This is a genomic window from Aeromicrobium wangtongii (genome assembly GCF_024584515.1).
Taxonomy (GTDB): Bacteria; Actinomycetota; Actinomycetes; order Propionibacteriales; family Nocardioidaceae; genus Aeromicrobium; species Aeromicrobium wangtongii.
The window spans coordinates 1,111,902-1,128,909 of sequence record NZ_CP102173.1; the positions used below are offsets into that span (position 1 = coordinate 1,111,902).

Genomic DNA, 17,008 nt, shown 5'->3' on the forward strand with positions numbered 1-17,008 from the left:
TACACACGACGACAAGACCGCGTCGGTGCGTCGCGCCGACCGGGCGCCTGCCGGGACCTCGCGGACGGTAACCTCTTCGGGTGACCGAACTGCGCAACGTGGCCGTCATCCTTGCAGGTGGAACCGGGACCAGGGTCGGGCTGTCGATTCCCAAGCAGCTGATCAAGATCGCCGGCAAGACCATCATCGAGCACACGATCGCCGCCTTCGAGGCGTCGCCGTTGATCGACGAGATCGTGATCCTGATGACCCCCGGTCACCTGGACCCGGTGCGCGCGATCGTGCAGAACGGCGGATACGGCAAGGTCACCCAGATCGTCGAGGGCGGTCAGACGCGTAACGAGTCGACCAGCCGGGCGCTGGAGGCACTCGGCACGCAGGAGTGCAACGTCCTGTTCCACGACGCCGTGCGCCCGCTGGTGTCGCAGACCATCATCGACGACGTCGTCGCTGCACTCGGGACGCACCGCGCGGTCGACACGGCGATCCCGTCCGCGGACACCATCGTGCAGGTGCACGACACCCCGGCCGGCGAGACCGAGACGATCGAGGACGTCCTGCAGCGCTCGCTGCTGCGCCGCGGGCAGACCCCGCAGGCCTTCCGGCTCTCGGTCATCCGTGAGGCGTACGAGCTGGCCTGGAAGGATCCCGACTTCACGGCGACGGACGACTGCACGGTCGTGCTGCGCTACCTGCCCGAGGTGCCGATCGCGGTCGTCAAGGGTCACGAGCGCAACATGAAGGTCACCGAGCCGATCGACGTCTACATCGCCGACAAGCTCTTCCAGCTGCACTCCGCGGACACCCCCGACGAGCTGACCGACGACCAGTACCGGGAGGCGCTGGCGGGCAAGACCATGGTCGTGTTCGGCGGTTCGTACGGCATCGGTGGCGACATCGCCGAGCTCGCCCGGGGCTTCGGAGCGGACGTGCACACCTTCTCCCGCTCGTCGACGAACACGCACGTCGACCGCCGCGAGGACATCAAGGCCGCTGCGGCCGCGGTCCTGGAGAAGACCGACCGGATCGACTTCGTGGTCAACACCGCAGGCGTCCTGCCGATCGGTGACCTGGCCGACGCGACCGAGGAGACCATCTTCTCGGCGACCGAGATCAACTACCTGGCGCCGATCTACATCGCGCAGGAGTTCTACCCGCACCTGGCCTCGTCCGCCGGATCGTTGCTGCTGTTCACGTCCTCGTCGTACACCCGCGGGCGCAAGGGCTACTCGCTGTACTCCTCGGCCAAGGCCGCCGTCGTCAACCTGACGCAGGCGCTGGCCGACGAGTGGGCCGGTGAGGTGCGGGTCAACTGCGTGAACCCCGAGCGGACCGGCACCCCGATGCGCACCAAGGCCTTCGGCGAGGAGCCGGAGGGCACCCTGCTGAGCTCGATGGTGGTCGCCCGCCAGTCGCTGGACGTGCTGCTGTCGCACCAGACCGGCCACATCTTCGACATCCGGCGCGAGGACGGGCCGGCGGCGATCGGCGGCGGCAGCTAGCCCTTCATCGCTTGGCGTTGTGACGCAGCGCGGTGCGCAGCTGGACGATCCGCACGACGCCCGGCACGGCCACGACGAGCGCGCCGATGACCGCGGACAGCAGGAGGGCGACGGCCAGCGACACCTGCCCCTCCCAGCCGAGGAACTGGATCGTCACCTTGTTGGAGTTCTGGGCGATGAAGACCAGGAACAGCACCGCGAGCACAGCCGCGGTGATCAGGCCGATCCACAGCTCGCTGGCGCGGGTGCGCTTGACGCGCCCCTTGCGGTCGAGGCCGGCGGTCCGACGCTCATCGGGGGCGGACGGCTCGGGCGGAGCGGTGGGCTCCGCCACGTCACGGGGACGCTCGAGGGGTGAGTCCTCGGGCGGAACGGGGTTGGTCATCGCTCCATCGTGCCAGCATCCGGCGCGGACCGCCCGGCTCGGCGGGCCGTGCGCGGTGGCGCCGATAGGCTCCCGGCTGTGAAGACGTTCATCAACATCATGCTCGGTGTCGTGGTCATCGCCCTGATCGCGGCCGTCTACCTGATGATCAAGACCTCGGGCGGAGACGGCGAGTCCGAGGCGGCACCGGAGCCCGATGCGATCGTCCAGATGTCCACGGGTGGTGTGGTCGACAACATCGAGCGCCGGCTGGAGTCGAGGACGGGACGGGACCTGAAGGTCCGCTGCCCCAAGAAGGTGGACTCCGCGATGGGCACCCGCTTCCGGTGCAGCGTCCGTGAGGCCGGGGGCACCGAGAAGATCGCGCTGGCCACTGTCGTGATCGACGGCCCGGACGGTGACTTCAGCTGGACCTCGTCGTCCGACGAGCTCCGCGCCCCGGCCCCCGCGCCGACGCCGACGGCGTAGCGCGGGGACCGGCGACGGTCAGAGGCAGTTCTGGGCGTAGTACATGCCGACCTTCTGCGCAGCCTTGCTGTAGTCGGAGATGAGATCGCTCATCTTTCCGGCGGTGTCGGCCGTCGGGTTCTTCAGCGTCTCGAAGTAGTCGCGCATGACGGCGACATCGGCCTTGACCTCGGTCGGCGCGGACTGCTCGGCCCGGCCGTAGGCTGCCGCCATCTCGGTCGTCATCTTCTGGATGCCGGACATGCCGGGCGATCCGCCCTTGTCGGTGTCGAGCATGTCCAGGCTTGACTCCTGGATCTCCTTCATGGTCGAGCAGAACGCCGGCGAGGCGCCGCCCGATGCCGGCGGCGCGATCGTCGACGGCACACCGGGCGTCGGGGTCGGGACGGTGGGAGGAGCAGCGTCCTGTTCCTCGTCGTCCTCGTCGTCCTTGTCGGACGTGTACGGCGCCTTGGTGTGGTTGGTGTCGGACGCGGAGATGCTGGGCTGGTCATCATCGTCGCCGAACACCTGGGTGGCGCCGAAGGCGGCGCCACCGATCAGGAGGATCACCGCGGCCACCACGGCCACGACGATTCCCAGCGGCGCACCCGCGCCCTTCCCGTCGCCGTCGGTGGTACCGGGCTGGGCGCTGGTCCCGGCCGGCGGCACCGAGCCGAATGCGGCGGTCTGGGACGTGGCGGGGTAGCTGGGGTACTCGGCGGCCGGCTGCGCGGGGAAGACGGCCGTCGGCTCGGCTGCGGACGCGGCGGGTGCCGCGGCGGGGATCAGGACGGTCGGCTCAGGCGTCGGCGTCGGCGTCGGCGTCGGCTCGGGCGTCGGGGTCGGCTCGTGCGTCGGCTCGGGCGTCGGAGTCGGCTCGGGCGTCGGTTCGGGCGTCGGAGTCGGAGTCGGCTCGGGCGTCGGTTCGGGCGTCGGAGTCGGAGTCGGCTCGGGCGTCGGTTCGGGCGTCGGTGTCGGGGTCGGTTCCGGAGTCGGTTCGGGCGTCGGCTCGGGAGTGATCACCGCGGTCGGCTCCTCCACCGGCGGCTGCTGGACCGGGACGGGGGCGGCCACCGGGGCGGCCGGGGGAGCAGGAACAGCCGGGGCTGCCGGGGCTGCCGGGGCTGCGAGGCTTGCAGCCTGCGCGGCACGCGCGGCAAGGGCCGCGTTCACGGTCGGATCTCCGCGCTCTCCCAACCACTGCAGCAGTCCGTCGTAGGCCGACGGGTTGAAGACGATGGCCGGCCACGTGCTGCGGTCGGCCTGCGCCAGCTCCGCCAGGCGTGCCGGCGTCGTGGCCGGGTCCTGCGCCTCGCGGATGAGATCTGCTGATGACATGTGTGTTCCTTCCCCTGGGAGCGCCGTCACCTGACGAGCTGGTCGCAGAATATCTGTCTCCTACGCAGCGCGCGCGTCAACCCCGTCAGGCGTCACAGGCCGATGTGCCCGTTCCCACCAGGCGCAGCCGATCATCACGGCCGCCGCGAGTGCCCACCCGGCCAGGATGTCGATGACATAGTGCTCGGCGTAGTAGATCAGCGCCGTGCCCATCAGGAGTGGATACAGCAGCAGGAGCCAGCGCCACGCACTGCGCAGGCGCACCAGGCCGTACAGCGCGATCAACATCGCGAGGCCTCCGTGCAGCGACGGCATCGCGGCCACCGGGTTGCCGACCTTGGCCAGGACGACGTGGAAGCCACCCAGCCCCAGGTCGTCCCAGCCCCGCCCGGTCAGCCGGGGGAGCCGTTCGGCGATGTAGCCCTCCTTGGCGGCCAGCCACGGGGGCGCCATCGGGTAGAGGACGTAGATCACGAGGGCGGCGAAGTTGATCACGATGTACCGGCGCATCCACGGCACCCATGCGGCCCGGTCCCGCAGCCACAGCACGACGGCCAGGGTCAGACCGGCCACGAAGTGGGTGAAGTAGACGGTCGTGAGGATCTCGTCGTACCAGCGCGGCGGCGTGCTGCCAGTGCACGGCGACGCGCACAGGGCGTCCTGCAGGCGGGCGGTCGGCAGCTCGCCGCCGCCGATCCACGTGTCGAACCGGATCGGCATCGTCCAGTGCACCGGCATCGGCAGGAGCTCGTCGGACAGGCCGCGGCTGTACAGGTAGAGCACCAGCAGCGCGAAGGCCGGCCACCAGTCGCGCGGGAAGGCCAGGTGGGCCCGCCAGGGAGCACGGATGTTGAACGCGATGGTGGCCAGCCACAGCCAGGCGAACAGCTGGAAGGGATCGGTCGGCACACCGATCAGCACGATGTTCGCCGCAAGCGCCACCGCCAGGACCGTCAGCGCCGGTGCGCGCCAGGCCCACGGTGTCGTGGTCCGTGTCTCGACCTCGGTGCTCATGGGCACTCCGGGAACGGCGCGAGGCGCCGTTGCTGGGTCCGCTCCAGCCAGATCGTCCGCCCGCAGACGTCCGCCACCTTGCGGTAGTGGCGTTCCAGGACGGTCTGCGCCGTGGTGGGATCGACGCCCCACGAGCGGATGCCGGACCAGTCGACGAACCACGTCGGCCGGTCGGGACCGGACAGCACGCCGGACATGACGCGCAGATCGGAGTCGCGGGTGCGCACAGGCAGGCTCCACAGGTACGGGTAGGGGCTGGTCATGTCGGCATTGGTCAGCACATTGGGCTGGCCGTAGGCGACGACGGCCGTGTCGGAGGGGTCACCTGATTGTCTCAGCCAGTGCCCGACCGTCTCGGCCAAGGCTCCGTCCTCGGGTGGGGAGACCACGGTCCACAGGACGTTCCCGCAGGTCATGATCACCGTGAAGGCGGCGACGGCCACGCGGACCCGCGGACGGACCATGTCGACCAGCAGCCCCGCCGCGAGGGCGGAGGCCGGCACCAGCTGGAACAGGTAGTGCGCCCAGTAGCTGCCGCCCAGGAGGGCCGCACCGCAGACGAAGGCGATGACCGCCAGCGTCGCCAGCAGGACGGGGTCTCGGCCGCGCAGCCCGTGCCAAGCGGTCAGCGCGGCGATGATCGCCAGGCCGCCGGCCAGCCACGTGCCGATCAGGAGCAGCAGCCGGTCGGTCGTCGCGCTCGACGCCGAACGCCGGATGACTTCTCCGGCCTCGGCCCGGAACGTCACCAGGGCGTCGAACAGGTCGGGGACGGAGGTCCCGCGGGTCGCGGCCGCGGCCAGGGCCAGGCCGATCGTCACGACGAAGGCGACTGCCGCGAGCGCGACGACGGCGGCTGCCTGCCGGCGTCGCCGGGGCTGCTGCCAGGCGATCGCGGCCGCGAGCACGAGGGCGAAGACCGCGCCGTCGATGATCGTCTGCTTGATGAGCACCGAGCAGGCGGCCATCACCCCGGCGCCGAGGGCCGCCGGCCACCAGCGGCGATCGGGCCTCAGCAGCGCCTGCGCGGCCAGGGCCAGGCCCCAGGCGACGAACGCCGAGGCGAGCATCTCCCCATTGGTCCGGGGCACCCCGAACCAGTGCGCGGTGCTGAACAGGGCTGCGGCCGCGGCGGCCCACCGGGCGGCACGGTCGCCGGCGGCCAGATGTGCCGTGCGCGCGACTCCCAGCACCATCAGGATGCACGCCGCGAGTCCCACCAGCCGCAGGGCCAGGAGCGACCCGGACAGCTCCATGATCCAGATCAGCAGCGGCGGCCGGTCGACCCAGAACGCCCCGTACAGCGAGGTGCCGTGGTCCCACCCGGCACCGACGAGCAGGAAGCCGGCCTCGTCCCGTCCGGCGGGCTGGCCCAGGTACAGCAGGCGGACGCCGACCATGACGACGATGACGGCCCCCAGGAACACCGGGAGGGACGTGGTGGGGCGCCGCACGCGCAGGTCGGCCACGGTCTCAGGGACCGGTGGCGCCGGCCAGGCGTCGCGCAGCCCACTCGCGGTCCCGCAGCGCCATGGCGTCCTCGCAGGCCGCGATGAAGCGGGCCGTCGCCACGCCGGGCGTCGGGTCGCCGAGGTAGTGCTCGACCAGCGCGGTCCGGGCGGCAGCCGTCGGATCGGTCGTGAGGTGCTCGGCGACCAGCGCGGCGAAGTCGTCGTGCGGCGCGACCAGCGGCAGGACGTCCATCAGTGCGCTGGGGGGATACGGGACCGTCGGGGTCGTCACGAGCATGGGCTTGCCGGTGGGCAGCCAGTTCAGGGTCACGGCGGAGACGTCCGTGACGAGCAGGTCGGCATCGGCGAAGGACTGCTCGAGCGGGACGTCGGTGTCCACGCGATCGGCGAGCTCACGCACCGCGGCGTCGGCGGCGGCGTACGAGGGCCGGATGACGCCGTTGAGCGGGTGCGGGCGGTAGACCACGCGGTAGGTGCCCGACAGGGCGCGGACCAGGGTGGCGCCGTGCGTCTCGAGCGAGCCGTACGACACCGAGGGCTGTGAGGCCTCCCAGGTCGGGGCGTACAGCACCGTCGGACGTCCGTCCGGGTCCGGCGACGGCTTGACGGGCGCGGCGCCGTCGAGCTGCGGCTGGCCGATCAGGACGCTGTGCGCGGGCGCGTCGTACAGCATCACCGCGGTGGCGGTGCGCTCCAGCGCGGCCTGCCCGGCGAGGAAGCAGAAGTCGTAGGCCTTGATCTGGTTCGAGACCGAGACGCCCTTGTCGCTGTCGCCGTGGCCCAGGTAGACGTGCACGAGCGAGGTGAACCGCAGGCTCTCGAAGTTGATCGGGTCGTGGTTGACGTACAGGGCGAGCTTGACGTCGGACATCGACAGGATCTCGTCGAGCTGGCCGTACCGCGCGAGGGTGACGCAGTCCAGGCCGGTCTCGTCCCGCACGACCCGTGCGGTGCGCGAGTCCTTGAAGACGCACACGACCGGGTGGACGCGGTCGAGTGCGGTCAGCGCGTGGAACCACGGCCGCAGCTGGTAGACGCTGTCCAGGGTGGTCGGGAAGTACAGCATGATCTGCTGCTCGAAGCCGCGACCCAGCCGGGACTCGTCGGTGAGCTTGTCCGGCATCCCGGCCGGCAGGAAGCGGGAACGGCGCAGCCGCCCGATGGCCCACACCCGCAGGCGCTGGACCAGTCCGACACGTGGCCCGGTTCCGGAGCTCCTAGATGCCATGGTCGTCCAGCGCGGCGCCGTCGGTGAAGTGTGGTGCGAGCTTGTTGTCGAACATGCTGAGCGCCGAGCCGATCGCCATGTGCATGTCGAGGTACTGGTAGGTGCCGAGCCGGCCGCCGAACAGGACGTCCTTCTCGTTCTTGGCCAGCTCGCGGTAGGCCAGCAGGCGCCGCCGGTCCTCGGGGGTGTTGATGGGGTAGTACGGCTCGTCGCCGGCGCCCGCCGCCCGGCTGAACTCGCGCATGATGACGGTCTTGTCGGTGCGGTAGTCGCGCTCGGGGTGGAAGTGGCGGAACTCGTGGATGCGGGTGTACGGGATGTCGGTGTCCGCGTAGTTCATGACCGGGGTGCCCTGGAAGTCGGCGACCGGCAGGACCTCGGTCTCGAAGTCCAGGGTGCGCCACGACAGGTCTCCGTGCGCCGAGGCGAAGTAGCGGTCGACCGGACCGGTGTACACGATCGGCAGCCGGCCGACGGTCGCGGCCTGGTTGAACGGCTGGGACTCGTCGAAGAAGTCCGCGCCCAGGGTGACGGTGATGTTCGGGTGATCGGCCATCCGCTCGATCCACGCGGTGTAGCCGTCGACCGGCAGTCCCTCGTAGGTGTCGGAGAAGTAGCGGTTGTCGTAGGTGTAGCGGACCGGCAGGCGGCTGATGATGTCGGCGCCGAGCTCGCGCGGGTCGGTCTGCCACTGCTTGGCGGTGTAGCCCCGGATGAATGCCTCGTAGAGGGGCCGGCCGATCAGGGAGATCGCCTTCTCCTCCAGGTTCGCCGGCTCACCGGTCAGCTGCGCGGCCTGCTCCGCGACCCACGCGCGGGCCTGGTCGGGGGTGTACGCGGCGCGCTGGAACTGGTTGATCGTGCCCAGGTTGATCGGCATCGAGAAGACCTCGCCGCGGTACGTCGTGTAGACGCGGTGCTGGTACGACGTGAAGTCCGTGAACCGGTTGACGTACTCCCACACCCGCTGGTTGGAGGTGTGGAACAGGTGCGCGCCGTAGCGGTGGACCTCGATGCCCGTCTCGGGGTCGATCTCGGTGTAGGCATTGCCGCCGATGTGGTCGCGGCGGTCGATGACCTGCACCTTCAGGCCGAGCTCACGGGCGCACCGGTCGGCGATCGTCAGCCCGAAGAACCCCGAGCCGACGATGAGCAGGTCAGCGGTCATGGTTGCCGCCCCGGGAGGAGGCCGGGCCGGCTGGCACCTCGGCCGGGTCCATCGGCCGCCAGGAGGTGTCGCGCCACAGCGCCCGGTTGGCACGGAAGCCGCGGGCCAGGTCGCCGACCCCCTTCACGGTGTGCTGGACGACCACGAGGCGAAAGACCTCCTTGGCGAGCGTGAGCGCCGTGCCGAGCCCGAAGCCGAGGCGGTTGAGCTTGCCGTACTGCGCGAAGTACTTGCCCACGTAGGCACGGTTGCGGATGACGTGGAAGCGGAACAGTGCGCTGCCGTCGTTGAGGTGGCGGATGCCGAGGTTGACCTGCTTCTGCTCGCGCTTGCGCTTGAGCACGAAGGCGTCGACGTAGACGACGTCGGTGTGCTGCGCGGCGAGCCAGGCGTAGGTGGCGTCGTCCCAGGAGATGAAGAACCGCGGATCGGGCAGGCCGATCGTGCGGACGACATCAGCGTGGATCAGCATCCCCTCGAACGTCCCGGAGTTGGTGATCGCATAGCCCTCGCGGCCGAACTGCTTGCCGCTGTAGGGCAGCGGCACGCCGAGGAACTCGTTGAACTTGGCCTGCCAGTAGAACGGCGAGCCGTCGAAGTCGTAGCGCCGGCCGTGGATGACCTTGAAGCGCTCCATCCACGGCGCGAACCGGGCGATCGCGTCGGGGAGGATCTCCACGTCGTCGTCCATCAGCCACACCCAGTCGGCACCCTGCTCGAGGGCCACCTTCGTGCCCTCGCTGAAGCCGCCCGAGCCGCCGGTGTTGGTGTCCAGCCGGTGGTTGACCAGCACGCCCTCGGGGAACCGGGAGGCGGCAGCGGCGATGACGTCCTGGGTGTCGTCGGTGCTCGCGTTGTCGACCACGATGATGCGGTACGGCGGCGTGTCCATCGCTGCGGCGCTCGCGAGGAGCTCTGCGAGGAAGGTCGATCGGTTGTACGTCACGATCGCGATGGCGATCTTTCCAGCAGCCGAATTCACGCGGTCAGCCTACCGGCACCGCTCCGGCCGCCCGGGACGCGGCGTTCAGAGGGCGGAGGCGTCGTCGGTGACGGGGGACTCGCTGGTCGGGGTGCCGTCGCGGTAGGCCGCACGGTCGGCCTCCGAGCGGGCGATCATCGCATCGATCGCCGCCTGGAAGAACTCCAGCGAACGGTGCGCCGGCGGGCCCAGGAGGTACGTGGCCAGCTCGGCCCGCGCCTCGGCGTGCCGATCGGGCGAGGTGCGGGTCACGACGTCGATGAAGTCCTGGATGCCGCTGCCGTCGCGACCGATCATGGTGCCGGCGGCGGTGGACGGGTACTGCGCGTGGAACGACTCGTCGTCCAGATCGGCGTGGTTGAACACCGCATAGGGCTTCTCGCTGGCCAGGAAGTCGCTGACGACGCTGGAGATGTCGGTGACCAGCGCGGTCGCCCGGTTGAACCACTCGTTGATCGAGCCGCCCTTGACGACCTTGTGGTCGATGCCCGTGCGCGCCGCGGCGTCGTTGATCAGGCCGGCGATGCGGGCCAGGACGAAGCGGTACTTCGCATCGCGCTGCCCCGTGAACGGATGCGCCTTGAAGACCACCCGCACCGGGGGATCGGCGGCCAGCAGCGCCTCCACGACCTTGACGCCGACGGCCGAGACCGAGGAGTACTCCTGCTCGTGGTTGACGCCCTCCCACGTCGGTGCGTAGAGGACGGTCGGGACCGGGTCGTCGCCGAGGGCCGGCTCGCGGGAGATCGCGTGCACCTGCGGACGTCCGACGAAGCGGTACTGGTCCTCGTGGATGCCCAGCCCCGAGCGGCGGTAGCGGTCGGCTCCGGCCTCGCCGGCGACCCACAGCTCGTCGTAGGCGCGGGAGAACGGATTGTTCGAGGCGCTCTTGTCGCTGTCGCCGTGCCCGATGAACGCGCTCATGAGGGTCGGCAGGCGCAGGAGGTGGATGTTGTTGCCCGTGTTGGAGGGGTACAGCGCGATCTTCGCCGCGCGGAAGTCCAGCATCAGGAGCTCGCCGGGATCGCGCAGCTCCAGGGAGGGGATGGAGGTCTGCGCCATCTTGGAGAACAACGGGGGGTCGCGCAGGACGATGAACACCCGACGGTCCAGCGACTCGAGGGCCTCCAGCCAGGTGTTGATCTGGTAGGCCGCCGTGTCGGGACCGCTGAGGTGCACGATGACCTCCGGGCGGTACTCGTCCAGGAAGTCCTGCACCTGCCGCAGGGGACCGGTGAAGCCCGTTGCGCGCTTCTGCTGACGCATGCGCCACGAGGCGAGCATGTCGGGGACGGACGCCCGCACCAGCAGGCCGTGAGCGATCGCGCCCAGGAGCACCACCAGCCACCACGGCGCGCCGAGCAGCGCCGGCGCCAGCGCGAGCAGCTGGCTGGCCACGACCTCGACGGCGCGACGCGGCGGTGCGTCGTCGATGCGCGGGGAGCCGGGCACGTTGCGGGTGCGCATCGGCTTGAGCGGGCCGATCTCGCGGTACGTGTCGTGCAGTGCGCGGGCGCACAGCAGGACGACCTCGACGACGCCGACCGCCACCAGGGCACGCCACGCGTGGACGGAGTCGATCCAGTCGATCGTGACCAGGCCGACGACGAGCCGCAGCGCGAAGCGCATGGGGATGCCGAACGATCCCTGGGTCAGCAGCATCGTCGCTGCCGAGCGGTGGCGCTCGAAGAACGCCTCGCCGACGACTGACACGAGCAGCAGGACCAGCGCTGCGATCTGCAGGCCGAGGACGGCGCAGACGATGGACAACAGGAGCCCACCGACGGCCGCGGCGAAGGCCGCGAGGCCCTGCGATCCGCCCAGTCGGGTGAGCGCGGCCTGGACGGCACGAGCGGGCGAGAGCATGGCGTCGAAATTATCACGGTCGACGCGACACGATCCTGGGGTAACGTCGTGCCGTGCTCCGCCCTCGGAGGCTCTCGTTGCCGGCCTCGATCGCCCATCCGGTGCGTCTGCTCCCGTTGACGTTCCTGACCCTGATCTTCTTCGGCACGCTGCTTCTCCTGCTGCCGTTCGCGCGCTCGGGCCAGCACTCGCCGGAGTTCCTGCCGGCCTTCTTCACCTCGACGTCGGCCGTCACGGTGACCGGCCTGGCGACGGTCGACACCGCGTCGTACTGGTCACCGGCCGGGCAGGCGATCATCCTGGCCCTGGTCGAGATCGGTGGTCTGGGCATCATCGCGCTCGCGACGGTCCTGGGCCTGTTCATCGGCGGACGGCTCGGGCTGCGGACCCGGCTGGTCGCCCAGGCCGACATGCACGTGGTGAACATCGGTGAGGTGCGCCCGCTGTTTCGGCGCGTCGCGATGACCATGGTGTTCTTCCAGGCGGTGACGGCGGTTGTCCTGACGCTGCGCTACCGCAGCGCCTACTTCGGCGACTGGCCCACCGCGGTGTGGCACGGGGTGTTCGACGCCGTGATGGCCTTCAACAACGCCGGGTTCTCCCTCAACAACGACAGCATCGTGCGCTATGCCGGTGACGGGCTGATCATCATCCCCATCGCCGTAGCCGTGTTCTTTGGAGCCGTGGGCTTCCCGGTGCTGGCCGAGCTGTTCAGCGGCTGGCGCACACCGGCCCGGTGGACGATCCACACGCGCCTCACCGTGTGGGGATCGATCGGCCTGCTGATCTTCGGTGCCGTCGCCTTCATGCTGCTGGAGTGGAACAACCCCGCGACCTTGGGTGGCGAAGGCCTCTGGCACAAGATCGTCACCGGGATCGAGGGCGGCATCATGCCGCGGTCCGGCGGGCTCAACAGCTTCGACTGGGACATGGTCCGCCCCGAGACCCTCAACATGGGCATCATCTTGATGTTCATCGGCGGCGGCAGCGCCAGCACGGCCGGCGGCATCAAGATCACGACGTTCCTCCTGCTGGCCTACGTCATCTGGGCCGAGCTGCGCGGCGATCCGGAGATCACGATCGGTGCCCGCTCGGTCGCGCCGCGCGTCGCGCGCACCGCCATCACGATCGCGCTGCTGGCGGTCATGCTGGTGACCTCGACGACCTTCCTGCTGATGCTGATGACCGACTACGGGTTCGACGTCGCCTTGTTCGAGTGCACATCGGCGTTCGCGACCGTGGGCCTCAGCACCGGCATCACGCCCGACCTGCCGCCCGACGCCCAATGCGTCATCATCGTGCTGATGTTCCTCGGGCGTGTCGGCACCATCGCTGCCGCCGGAGCGCTCGTCCTGCGGCGTAGGATGCCGCGGTACCACCTTCCCGAGGAGCAACCGATCATTGGCTAAGGACCGCAACACCTCTCCGACCCGCCCGGTCATCGTTCTCGGCCTGGGTCGCTTCGGCACGGCCGTGGCCCGTTCCCTCGTCCAGCTGGGGCACGATGTGCTCGCGGTCGACGAGCGCGCCGACATCGTCCAGAAGTTCGCGAGCGACTTCACGCACGTCGTCGCCGCCGACACGACCGACACCGAGGCGCTGCGGCAGATCGGCGCCGAGCAGTTCGAGGTGGCGGTCGTCGGCATCGGCACCGACATCGAGGCCAGCGTGCTGACGGTGCTGGGCCTGCTCGACCTCGGCGTCAAGGAGGTGTGGGCCAAGGCGATCAGCGGCAAGCATGCCGCGATCCTCGAGCGCGTCGGTGCCACCCACGTCATCCGGCCCGAGTCACAGATGGGCAAGCGGGTGGCCCACATGGTGACCGGGACGATGAGCGACTTCATCGAGTTCGAGGGCAACTTCGCGATCGCCCGAACCCGGTCGCCGTCCAGGGCCACGGGCAAGACGCTGCAGGAGGCGCGGTTGCGCGGCGACTACGGCGTGACGATCGTGGCGATCAAGGCCCGCGGTGAGGACTTCGTCTACGCCCAGGCCTCCACGCCCGTGCGCGACGGGGACGAGCTCATCGTCTCGGGGCCGACCCAGAAGGTCGAGGCGTTCTGCGCGCTGTCGTAGCGGCCGGCCGGCCGGCCTAACGGTCCGGCGCGGTCGAACGTTTGACCTCCTCGGCCAGGTCCCGCCAGGGCCCGTCCAGGTCGCTCTCGGTGACCACCGCCTCCATGTCGGCCACCCGGAAGTCGTAGACGAAGCCATCGGGGACCTGGTCGTGCGAGGCCTCGTCCCACGGGCAGGCCTCGACGATCGGTCGCCAGTGATCGGCCTCCTGCGGCGCGGCGACCTCGACGCTCCACTCGCGGCGCAGGCCGGCGACGCCGCCGGAGCGCACGACCGTGATGACGAAGGGCAGCTCGTCCATCACGTCACCTCCCAGATCTACTGCGTGGTGCCAGTGTCCCCGATCGGCAGTCCGACCGTCGACCACGCCTCGCGCACGGCGCCGTGCTCGCGGGAGGTGGGGCCGAACCGCTGCGCAGCGGCGGCGGCAGTGGCGGCCGCGAAGTCGGCGAAATCCGTCTGGGGCTCCAGCCCGGCGGTCAGCGTGTCGTACCAGATGCGTCCCGCCCGCTCCCACGCGTGACCGCCGAGCGCCGTCGCGACGAGGTAGAACGCGTGGTTGGGGATGCCGGAGTTGATGTGCACCCCACCGTTGTCATCGCTGGTCTGGACGTAGTCGTCCATCGTGGCCGGCTGCGGGTCCTTGCCGAGGACGTCGTCGTCGTACGCGGTGCCGGGGGCCTTCATGGACCGCAGCGCGGTGCCCTGCACCTGATCGGTGAACAGTCCCTCGCCGATCAGCCAGCTCGCCTCGGCGGCGTCCTGGTCGCGAGCGTGCTGCTCGACCAGCGCGCCGAAGACATCGGACAGCGACTCGTTGAGCGCGCCGGACTGCCCCTGGTACGTCAGGTTCGCGGTGTACTGGGTGACCCCGTGCGTGAGCTCGTGGCCGATGACGGACAGCGATGCCGTGAATCGTCCGAACACCTGACCGTCGCCGTCGCCGAACACCATCTGGTCGCCGTCCCAGAAGGCGTTGTCGTAGTCGCGTCCGTAGTGCACCGTGGCCAGCAGCGGCAGCCCCGCGCCGTCGATCGATGCGCGGTCGAAGGCCCGGGCGAACAGCTCGTAGGTGGCCCCGAGCCCGGAGTACGCCTCGTCCGCCGCGGGATCGCCGGTGGGATCGTCGCCCTCCCGGCGCACCACCTCGCCGGGCAGGGACTGGGTGCCATGGGCATCGCTGATCGTGCGGTCGGGACCGGTCGGGGCGGTGGTGGACGGCGGCCGCGAAGGGGTGGCCGTGGGCCTGGGCGGGCGCGGCGGAAAGGGGGAGGCGAGCGTGCGCTGTGCGGCCTCGGACGCCGCGCGCAGGTCGTCACGGTCGAGCTGGGACAGATGTCTCAGCAGGTACGGGGGAACGATGCCGGGGCACATGCGTCCACGGTAGGTGTGGGGTCCGACACGCGCGAGCATTCTCGCCGGTGGCACAGCGATTGTGGCGCCGTTCGCCGACATGCGCGGCGCCCGGCGCGAGAGTAACGTCGGCCGATGGAGTCGGCCAGGGGGTCGACATCCATTGAACGAGGAGGAATCGAGTGCTCCAGGCTGCTGATGACACATTCCGGCTGAATGCCGATTTCTTCGACTACACGATCATCGCGCTGTACTTCGCGGTCGTGCTGGGCATCGGCATCCTGGCCAGGCGCCAGGTCTCGTCGAGCCTGGACTTCTTCCTGTCCGGACGCTCCCTGCCCGCCTGGGTGACCGGCCTGGCGTTCATCTCGGCCAACCTCGGTGCCGTCGAGATCATGGGCATGTCGGCCAACGGCGCCCAGTTCGGCGTCGCCACATTCCATTACTTCTGGATCGGCGCCGTCCCGGCCATGCTGTTCCTCGGCATCGTGATGATGCCGTTCTACTACGGCTCGGGCGTGCGCAGCGTGCCGGAGTTCATGCGGCGGCGCTTCGGCACCGGGGCCCACCTGGTCAACGCGCTGAGCTTCTCGATCGCGCAGCTCCTGATCGCCGGCATCAACCTGTACCTGCTCGCGACGATCGTCAACCGCCTGCTCGGCTGGCCCCTGTGGGTCTCGCTGATCGTCGCGGCGCTGGTGGTCCTGAGCTACATCACCCTCGGCGGCCTCTCGGCGGCGATCTACAACGAGGTGCTGCAGTTCTTCGTCATCGTCGCCGCGCTGACCCCCCTGACGATCCTGGCGCTGCACAAGGTCGGCGGCTGGGAGGGCATCAAGGAGAAGGTGCAGCCCAACTCCGAGCAGCTGTCGTCCTGGCCCGGCACCGACCTGACCGGCATCGACAACCCGGTCCTGTCCACGATCGGCATCGTGTTCGGTCTGGGCTTCGTCCTCTCCTTCGGCTACTGGACCACCAACTTCGTCGAGGTGCAGCGGGCGATGGCGTCCGACTCGCTGTCCGCAGCCCGGCGCGCGCCGATCATCGGCGCCTTCCCCAAGATGTTCATCCCGTTCATCGTCATCATCCCCGGCATGGCGGCGGCCATCATCATCCCGGAGATCGCGAACCTGAAGTCCGGCGAGGGCAGCTCCGGCGGGGCCACCTACAACGACGCGATCCTGCTGCTGATGCGCGACCTGCTGCCCAACGGCATGCTCGGCGTGGCGATCGCCGGCCTGCTGGCCTCGTTCATGGCCGGCATGGCCGCCAACATCTCGGCGTTCAACACGGTGTTCTCGTACGACCTGTGGCAGCAGTACGTCAAGAAGGACAAGCCGGACGACTACTACACGCTGGTGGGCCGGATCGCGACGCTCGCCGCGACCATCACGGCGATCGGCACGGCGTGGTTCGCGTCCAACTACGACAACCTGATGAACTACCTGCAGACGCTGTTCGGCTTCTTCAACGCTCCGCTGTTCGCGACGTTCATCCTCGGTATGTTCTGGAAGCGGATGACCGCGACGGCCGGCTGGACCGGCCTCGTCTCGGGCACCGCCGCAGCCGTGGCCGTCGCCTTCCTGAGCGAGGACGCCTTCGGCAGCGCGAGCACGGGCCTCATCCCGTTGGCGGGGCAGGGCGCGAGCTTCGTGGCCGCCGGCGCGGCGTTCGTGGTCGACATCGCGGTCAGCATCGTCGTGACGATGTTCACCAAGTCCAGGGACCCCAAGGAGCTGAAGGGCCTGGTGTACTCGTTGACGCCGAAGGAGTCGCTCGTCGACCCCGACAGCGCGGCGCTCCCGTGGTACCAGTCGCCGACGAAGCTGGCAGGCATCGGCCTGGCGATCGTGATCGTCCTGAACCTGATGTTCCGATAGGAGAGCGTGATGACCGAGAATGCGCGCACGAACGACAAGCCGGTGAAGAAGCAGAAGGCCGGGCTCTTCGACATCCGGTACATGATCGCCGGGCTCATCGGCGTCTACGGCGTGATCCTGGTGCTGCTGGGGCTGTTCAACGCCTCCGAGGAGGAGCTGGCCCGCGGCGACGGCATCAACATCAACCTGTGGGCCGGCATCGGGATGCTCGTGGCTGCCGCGGTGTTCGGCATCTGGGCCCGTCTGCGTCCCGTCGTGGTGCCCGTCGAGGCGCCCGTTGAGAAGGACTAGGTC

General features: G+C 69.6%; 16 protein-coding genes. 6 read left to right on the forward strand and 10 right to left on the reverse strand.

Going from position 1 to position 17,008, the window contains the following annotated elements:
• The first annotated feature begins 80 nt into the window (after nt 1–80).
• Nucleotides 81–1,502, forward strand: a complete 1,422-nt coding sequence (locus NQV15_RS05630; protein WP_232398660.1) for a bifunctional cytidylyltransferase/SDR family oxidoreductase — start codon at nt 81–83, stop codon at nt 1,500–1,502.
• 4 nt (nt 1,503–1,506) lie between these two features.
• On the opposite strand, the gene NQV15_RS05635 is transcribed toward NQV15_RS05630, so the two are convergent.
• Nucleotides 1,507–1,887 (reverse strand): LapA family protein, encoded by a 381-nt coding sequence (locus NQV15_RS05635; RefSeq protein ID WP_232398662.1) that lies wholly within the window; start codon nt 1,885–1,887, stop codon nt 1,507–1,509.
• Between the two features lie 78 nt (nt 1,888–1,965).
• Here NQV15_RS05635 and NQV15_RS05640 point away from each other — a divergent pair, with 78 nt between their 5' ends.
• The gene (locus tag NQV15_RS05640; protein ID WP_232398663.1) at nt 1,966–2,355 is read left to right on the forward strand and encodes a hypothetical protein; all 390 of its coding nucleotides are present in this window, start codon (nt 1,966–1,968) and stop codon (nt 2,353–2,355) included.
• 18 nt (nt 2,356–2,373) lie between these two features.
• Here the strand turns inward: NQV15_RS05640 and NQV15_RS05645 are convergent, their stop codons facing one another.
• The 7 genes from NQV15_RS05645 to NQV15_RS05675 are packed head-to-tail and all read right to left on the reverse strand — an operon-like array spanning nt 2,374 to nt 11,405.
• Nucleotides 2,374–3,675 (reverse strand): variant leucine-rich repeat-containing protein, encoded by a 1,302-nt coding sequence (locus NQV15_RS05645; protein WP_232398665.1) that lies wholly within the window; start codon nt 3,673–3,675, stop codon nt 2,374–2,376.
• A gap of 60 nt (nt 3,676–3,735) precedes the next feature.
• Nucleotides 3,736–4,689: a phosphatase PAP2 family protein gene (locus NQV15_RS05650; RefSeq protein WP_232398667.1), complete on the reverse strand. Its 954-nt coding sequence runs from the start codon at nt 4,687–4,689 to the stop codon at nt 3,736–3,738.
• Nucleotides 4,686–6,158, reverse strand: coding sequence for a hypothetical protein (locus tag NQV15_RS05655; RefSeq protein ID WP_232398669.1), 1,473 nt, complete (start codon nt 6,156–6,158; stop codon nt 4,686–4,688). Before NQV15_RS05655 ends, NQV15_RS05650 begins: the two co-directional genes overlap by 4 nt.
• A 4-nt stretch (nt 6,159–6,162) precedes the next feature.
• The gene (locus tag NQV15_RS05660) at nt 6,163–7,389 is read right to left on the reverse strand and encodes a CDP-glycerol glycerophosphotransferase family protein (protein WP_232398671.1); all 1,227 of its coding nucleotides are present in this window, start codon (nt 7,387–7,389) and stop codon (nt 6,163–6,165) included.
• Nucleotides 7,379–8,557, reverse strand: coding sequence for a UDP-galactopyranose mutase (gene glf / locus NQV15_RS05665; protein ID WP_232398674.1), 1,179 nt, complete (start codon nt 8,555–8,557; stop codon nt 7,379–7,381). Before glf ends, NQV15_RS05660 begins: the two co-directional genes overlap by 11 nt.
• Nucleotides 8,547–9,539 (reverse strand): glycosyltransferase, encoded by a 993-nt coding sequence (locus NQV15_RS05670; RefSeq protein WP_232398676.1) that lies wholly within the window; start codon nt 9,537–9,539, stop codon nt 8,547–8,549. The genes glf and NQV15_RS05670 overlap by 11 nt, the downstream gene beginning before the upstream one ends.
• A 45-nt stretch (nt 9,540–9,584) precedes the next feature.
• Entirely contained in the window at nt 9,585–11,405 is a 1,821-nt protein-coding gene (locus NQV15_RS05675; protein ID WP_232398678.1) for a CDP-glycerol glycerophosphotransferase family protein, read from the reverse strand.
• Nucleotides 11,406–11,458: 53 nt separating this feature from the next.
• On the opposite strand from NQV15_RS05675, the gene NQV15_RS05680 reads away from it, so the two are divergent.
• Nucleotides 11,459–12,814, forward strand: a complete 1,356-nt coding sequence (locus NQV15_RS05680; protein WP_232398679.1) for a TrkH family potassium uptake protein — start codon at nt 11,459–11,461, stop codon at nt 12,812–12,814.
• Nucleotides 12,807–13,481: a potassium channel family protein gene (locus NQV15_RS05685; RefSeq protein WP_232398680.1), complete on the forward strand. Its 675-nt coding sequence runs from the start codon at nt 12,807–12,809 to the stop codon at nt 13,479–13,481. Before NQV15_RS05680 ends, NQV15_RS05685 begins: the two co-directional genes overlap by 8 nt.
• A gap of 16 nt (nt 13,482–13,497) precedes the next feature.
• Here the strand turns inward: NQV15_RS05685 and NQV15_RS05690 are convergent, their stop codons facing one another.
• Nucleotides 13,498–13,782: a protealysin inhibitor emfourin gene (locus tag NQV15_RS05690; RefSeq protein WP_232398682.1), complete on the reverse strand. Its 285-nt coding sequence runs from the start codon at nt 13,780–13,782 to the stop codon at nt 13,498–13,500.
• A 17-nt stretch (nt 13,783–13,799) separates the two neighbouring features.
• Nucleotides 13,800–14,855: a M4 family metallopeptidase gene (locus tag NQV15_RS05695; protein ID WP_232398683.1), complete on the reverse strand. Its 1,056-nt coding sequence runs from the start codon at nt 14,853–14,855 to the stop codon at nt 13,800–13,802.
• A 161-nt stretch (nt 14,856–15,016) separates the two neighbouring features.
• Here NQV15_RS05695 and NQV15_RS05700 point away from each other — a divergent pair, with 161 nt between their 5' ends.
• Nucleotides 15,017–16,714, forward strand: coding sequence for a sodium:solute symporter family protein (locus NQV15_RS05700; protein WP_232398685.1), 1,698 nt, complete (start codon nt 15,017–15,019; stop codon nt 16,712–16,714).
• 9 nt (nt 16,715–16,723) lie between these two features.
• Nucleotides 16,724–17,005, forward strand: coding sequence for a hypothetical protein (locus tag NQV15_RS05705; protein ID WP_232398686.1), 282 nt, complete (start codon nt 16,724–16,726; stop codon nt 17,003–17,005).
• Nucleotides 17,006–17,008 lie beyond the last annotated feature (3 nt).

Excerpts from the sequence above, each read along its gene's own strand:
- NQV15_RS05635 (WP_232398662.1), bottom strand. The coding sequence starts at position 1,887 with ATGACCAACCCCGTTCCGCCCGAGGACTCACCCCTCGAGCGTCCCCGT.
- NQV15_RS05645 (WP_232398665.1), bottom strand. The coding sequence starts at position 3,675 with ATGTCATCAGCAGATCTCATCCGCGAGGCGCAGGACCCGGCCACGACG.
- NQV15_RS05650 (WP_232398667.1), bottom strand. The coding sequence starts at position 4,689 with ATGAGCACCGAGGTCGAGACACGGACCACGACACCGTGGGCCTGGCGC.
- NQV15_RS05660 (WP_232398671.1), bottom strand. The coding sequence starts at position 7,389 with ATGGCATCTAGGAGCTCCGGAACCGGGCCACGTGTCGGACTGGTCCAG.
- glf (WP_232398674.1), bottom strand. The coding sequence starts at position 8,557 with ATGACCGCTGACCTGCTCATCGTCGGCTCGGGGTTCTTCGGGCTGACG.
- NQV15_RS05675 (WP_232398678.1), bottom strand. The coding sequence starts at position 11,405 with ATGCTCTCGCCCGCTCGTGCCGTCCAGGCCGCGCTCACCCGACTGGGC.
- NQV15_RS05690 (WP_232398682.1), bottom strand. The coding sequence starts at position 13,782 with ATGGACGAGCTGCCCTTCGTCATCACGGTCGTGCGCTCCGGCGGCGTC.
- NQV15_RS05695 (WP_232398683.1), bottom strand. The coding sequence starts at position 14,855 with ATGTGCCCCGGCATCGTTCCCCCGTACCTGCTGAGACATCTGTCCCAG.
- NQV15_RS05705 (WP_232398686.1), top strand. The coding sequence starts at position 16,724 with ATGACCGAGAATGCGCGCACGAACGACAAGCCGGTGAAGAAGCAGAAG.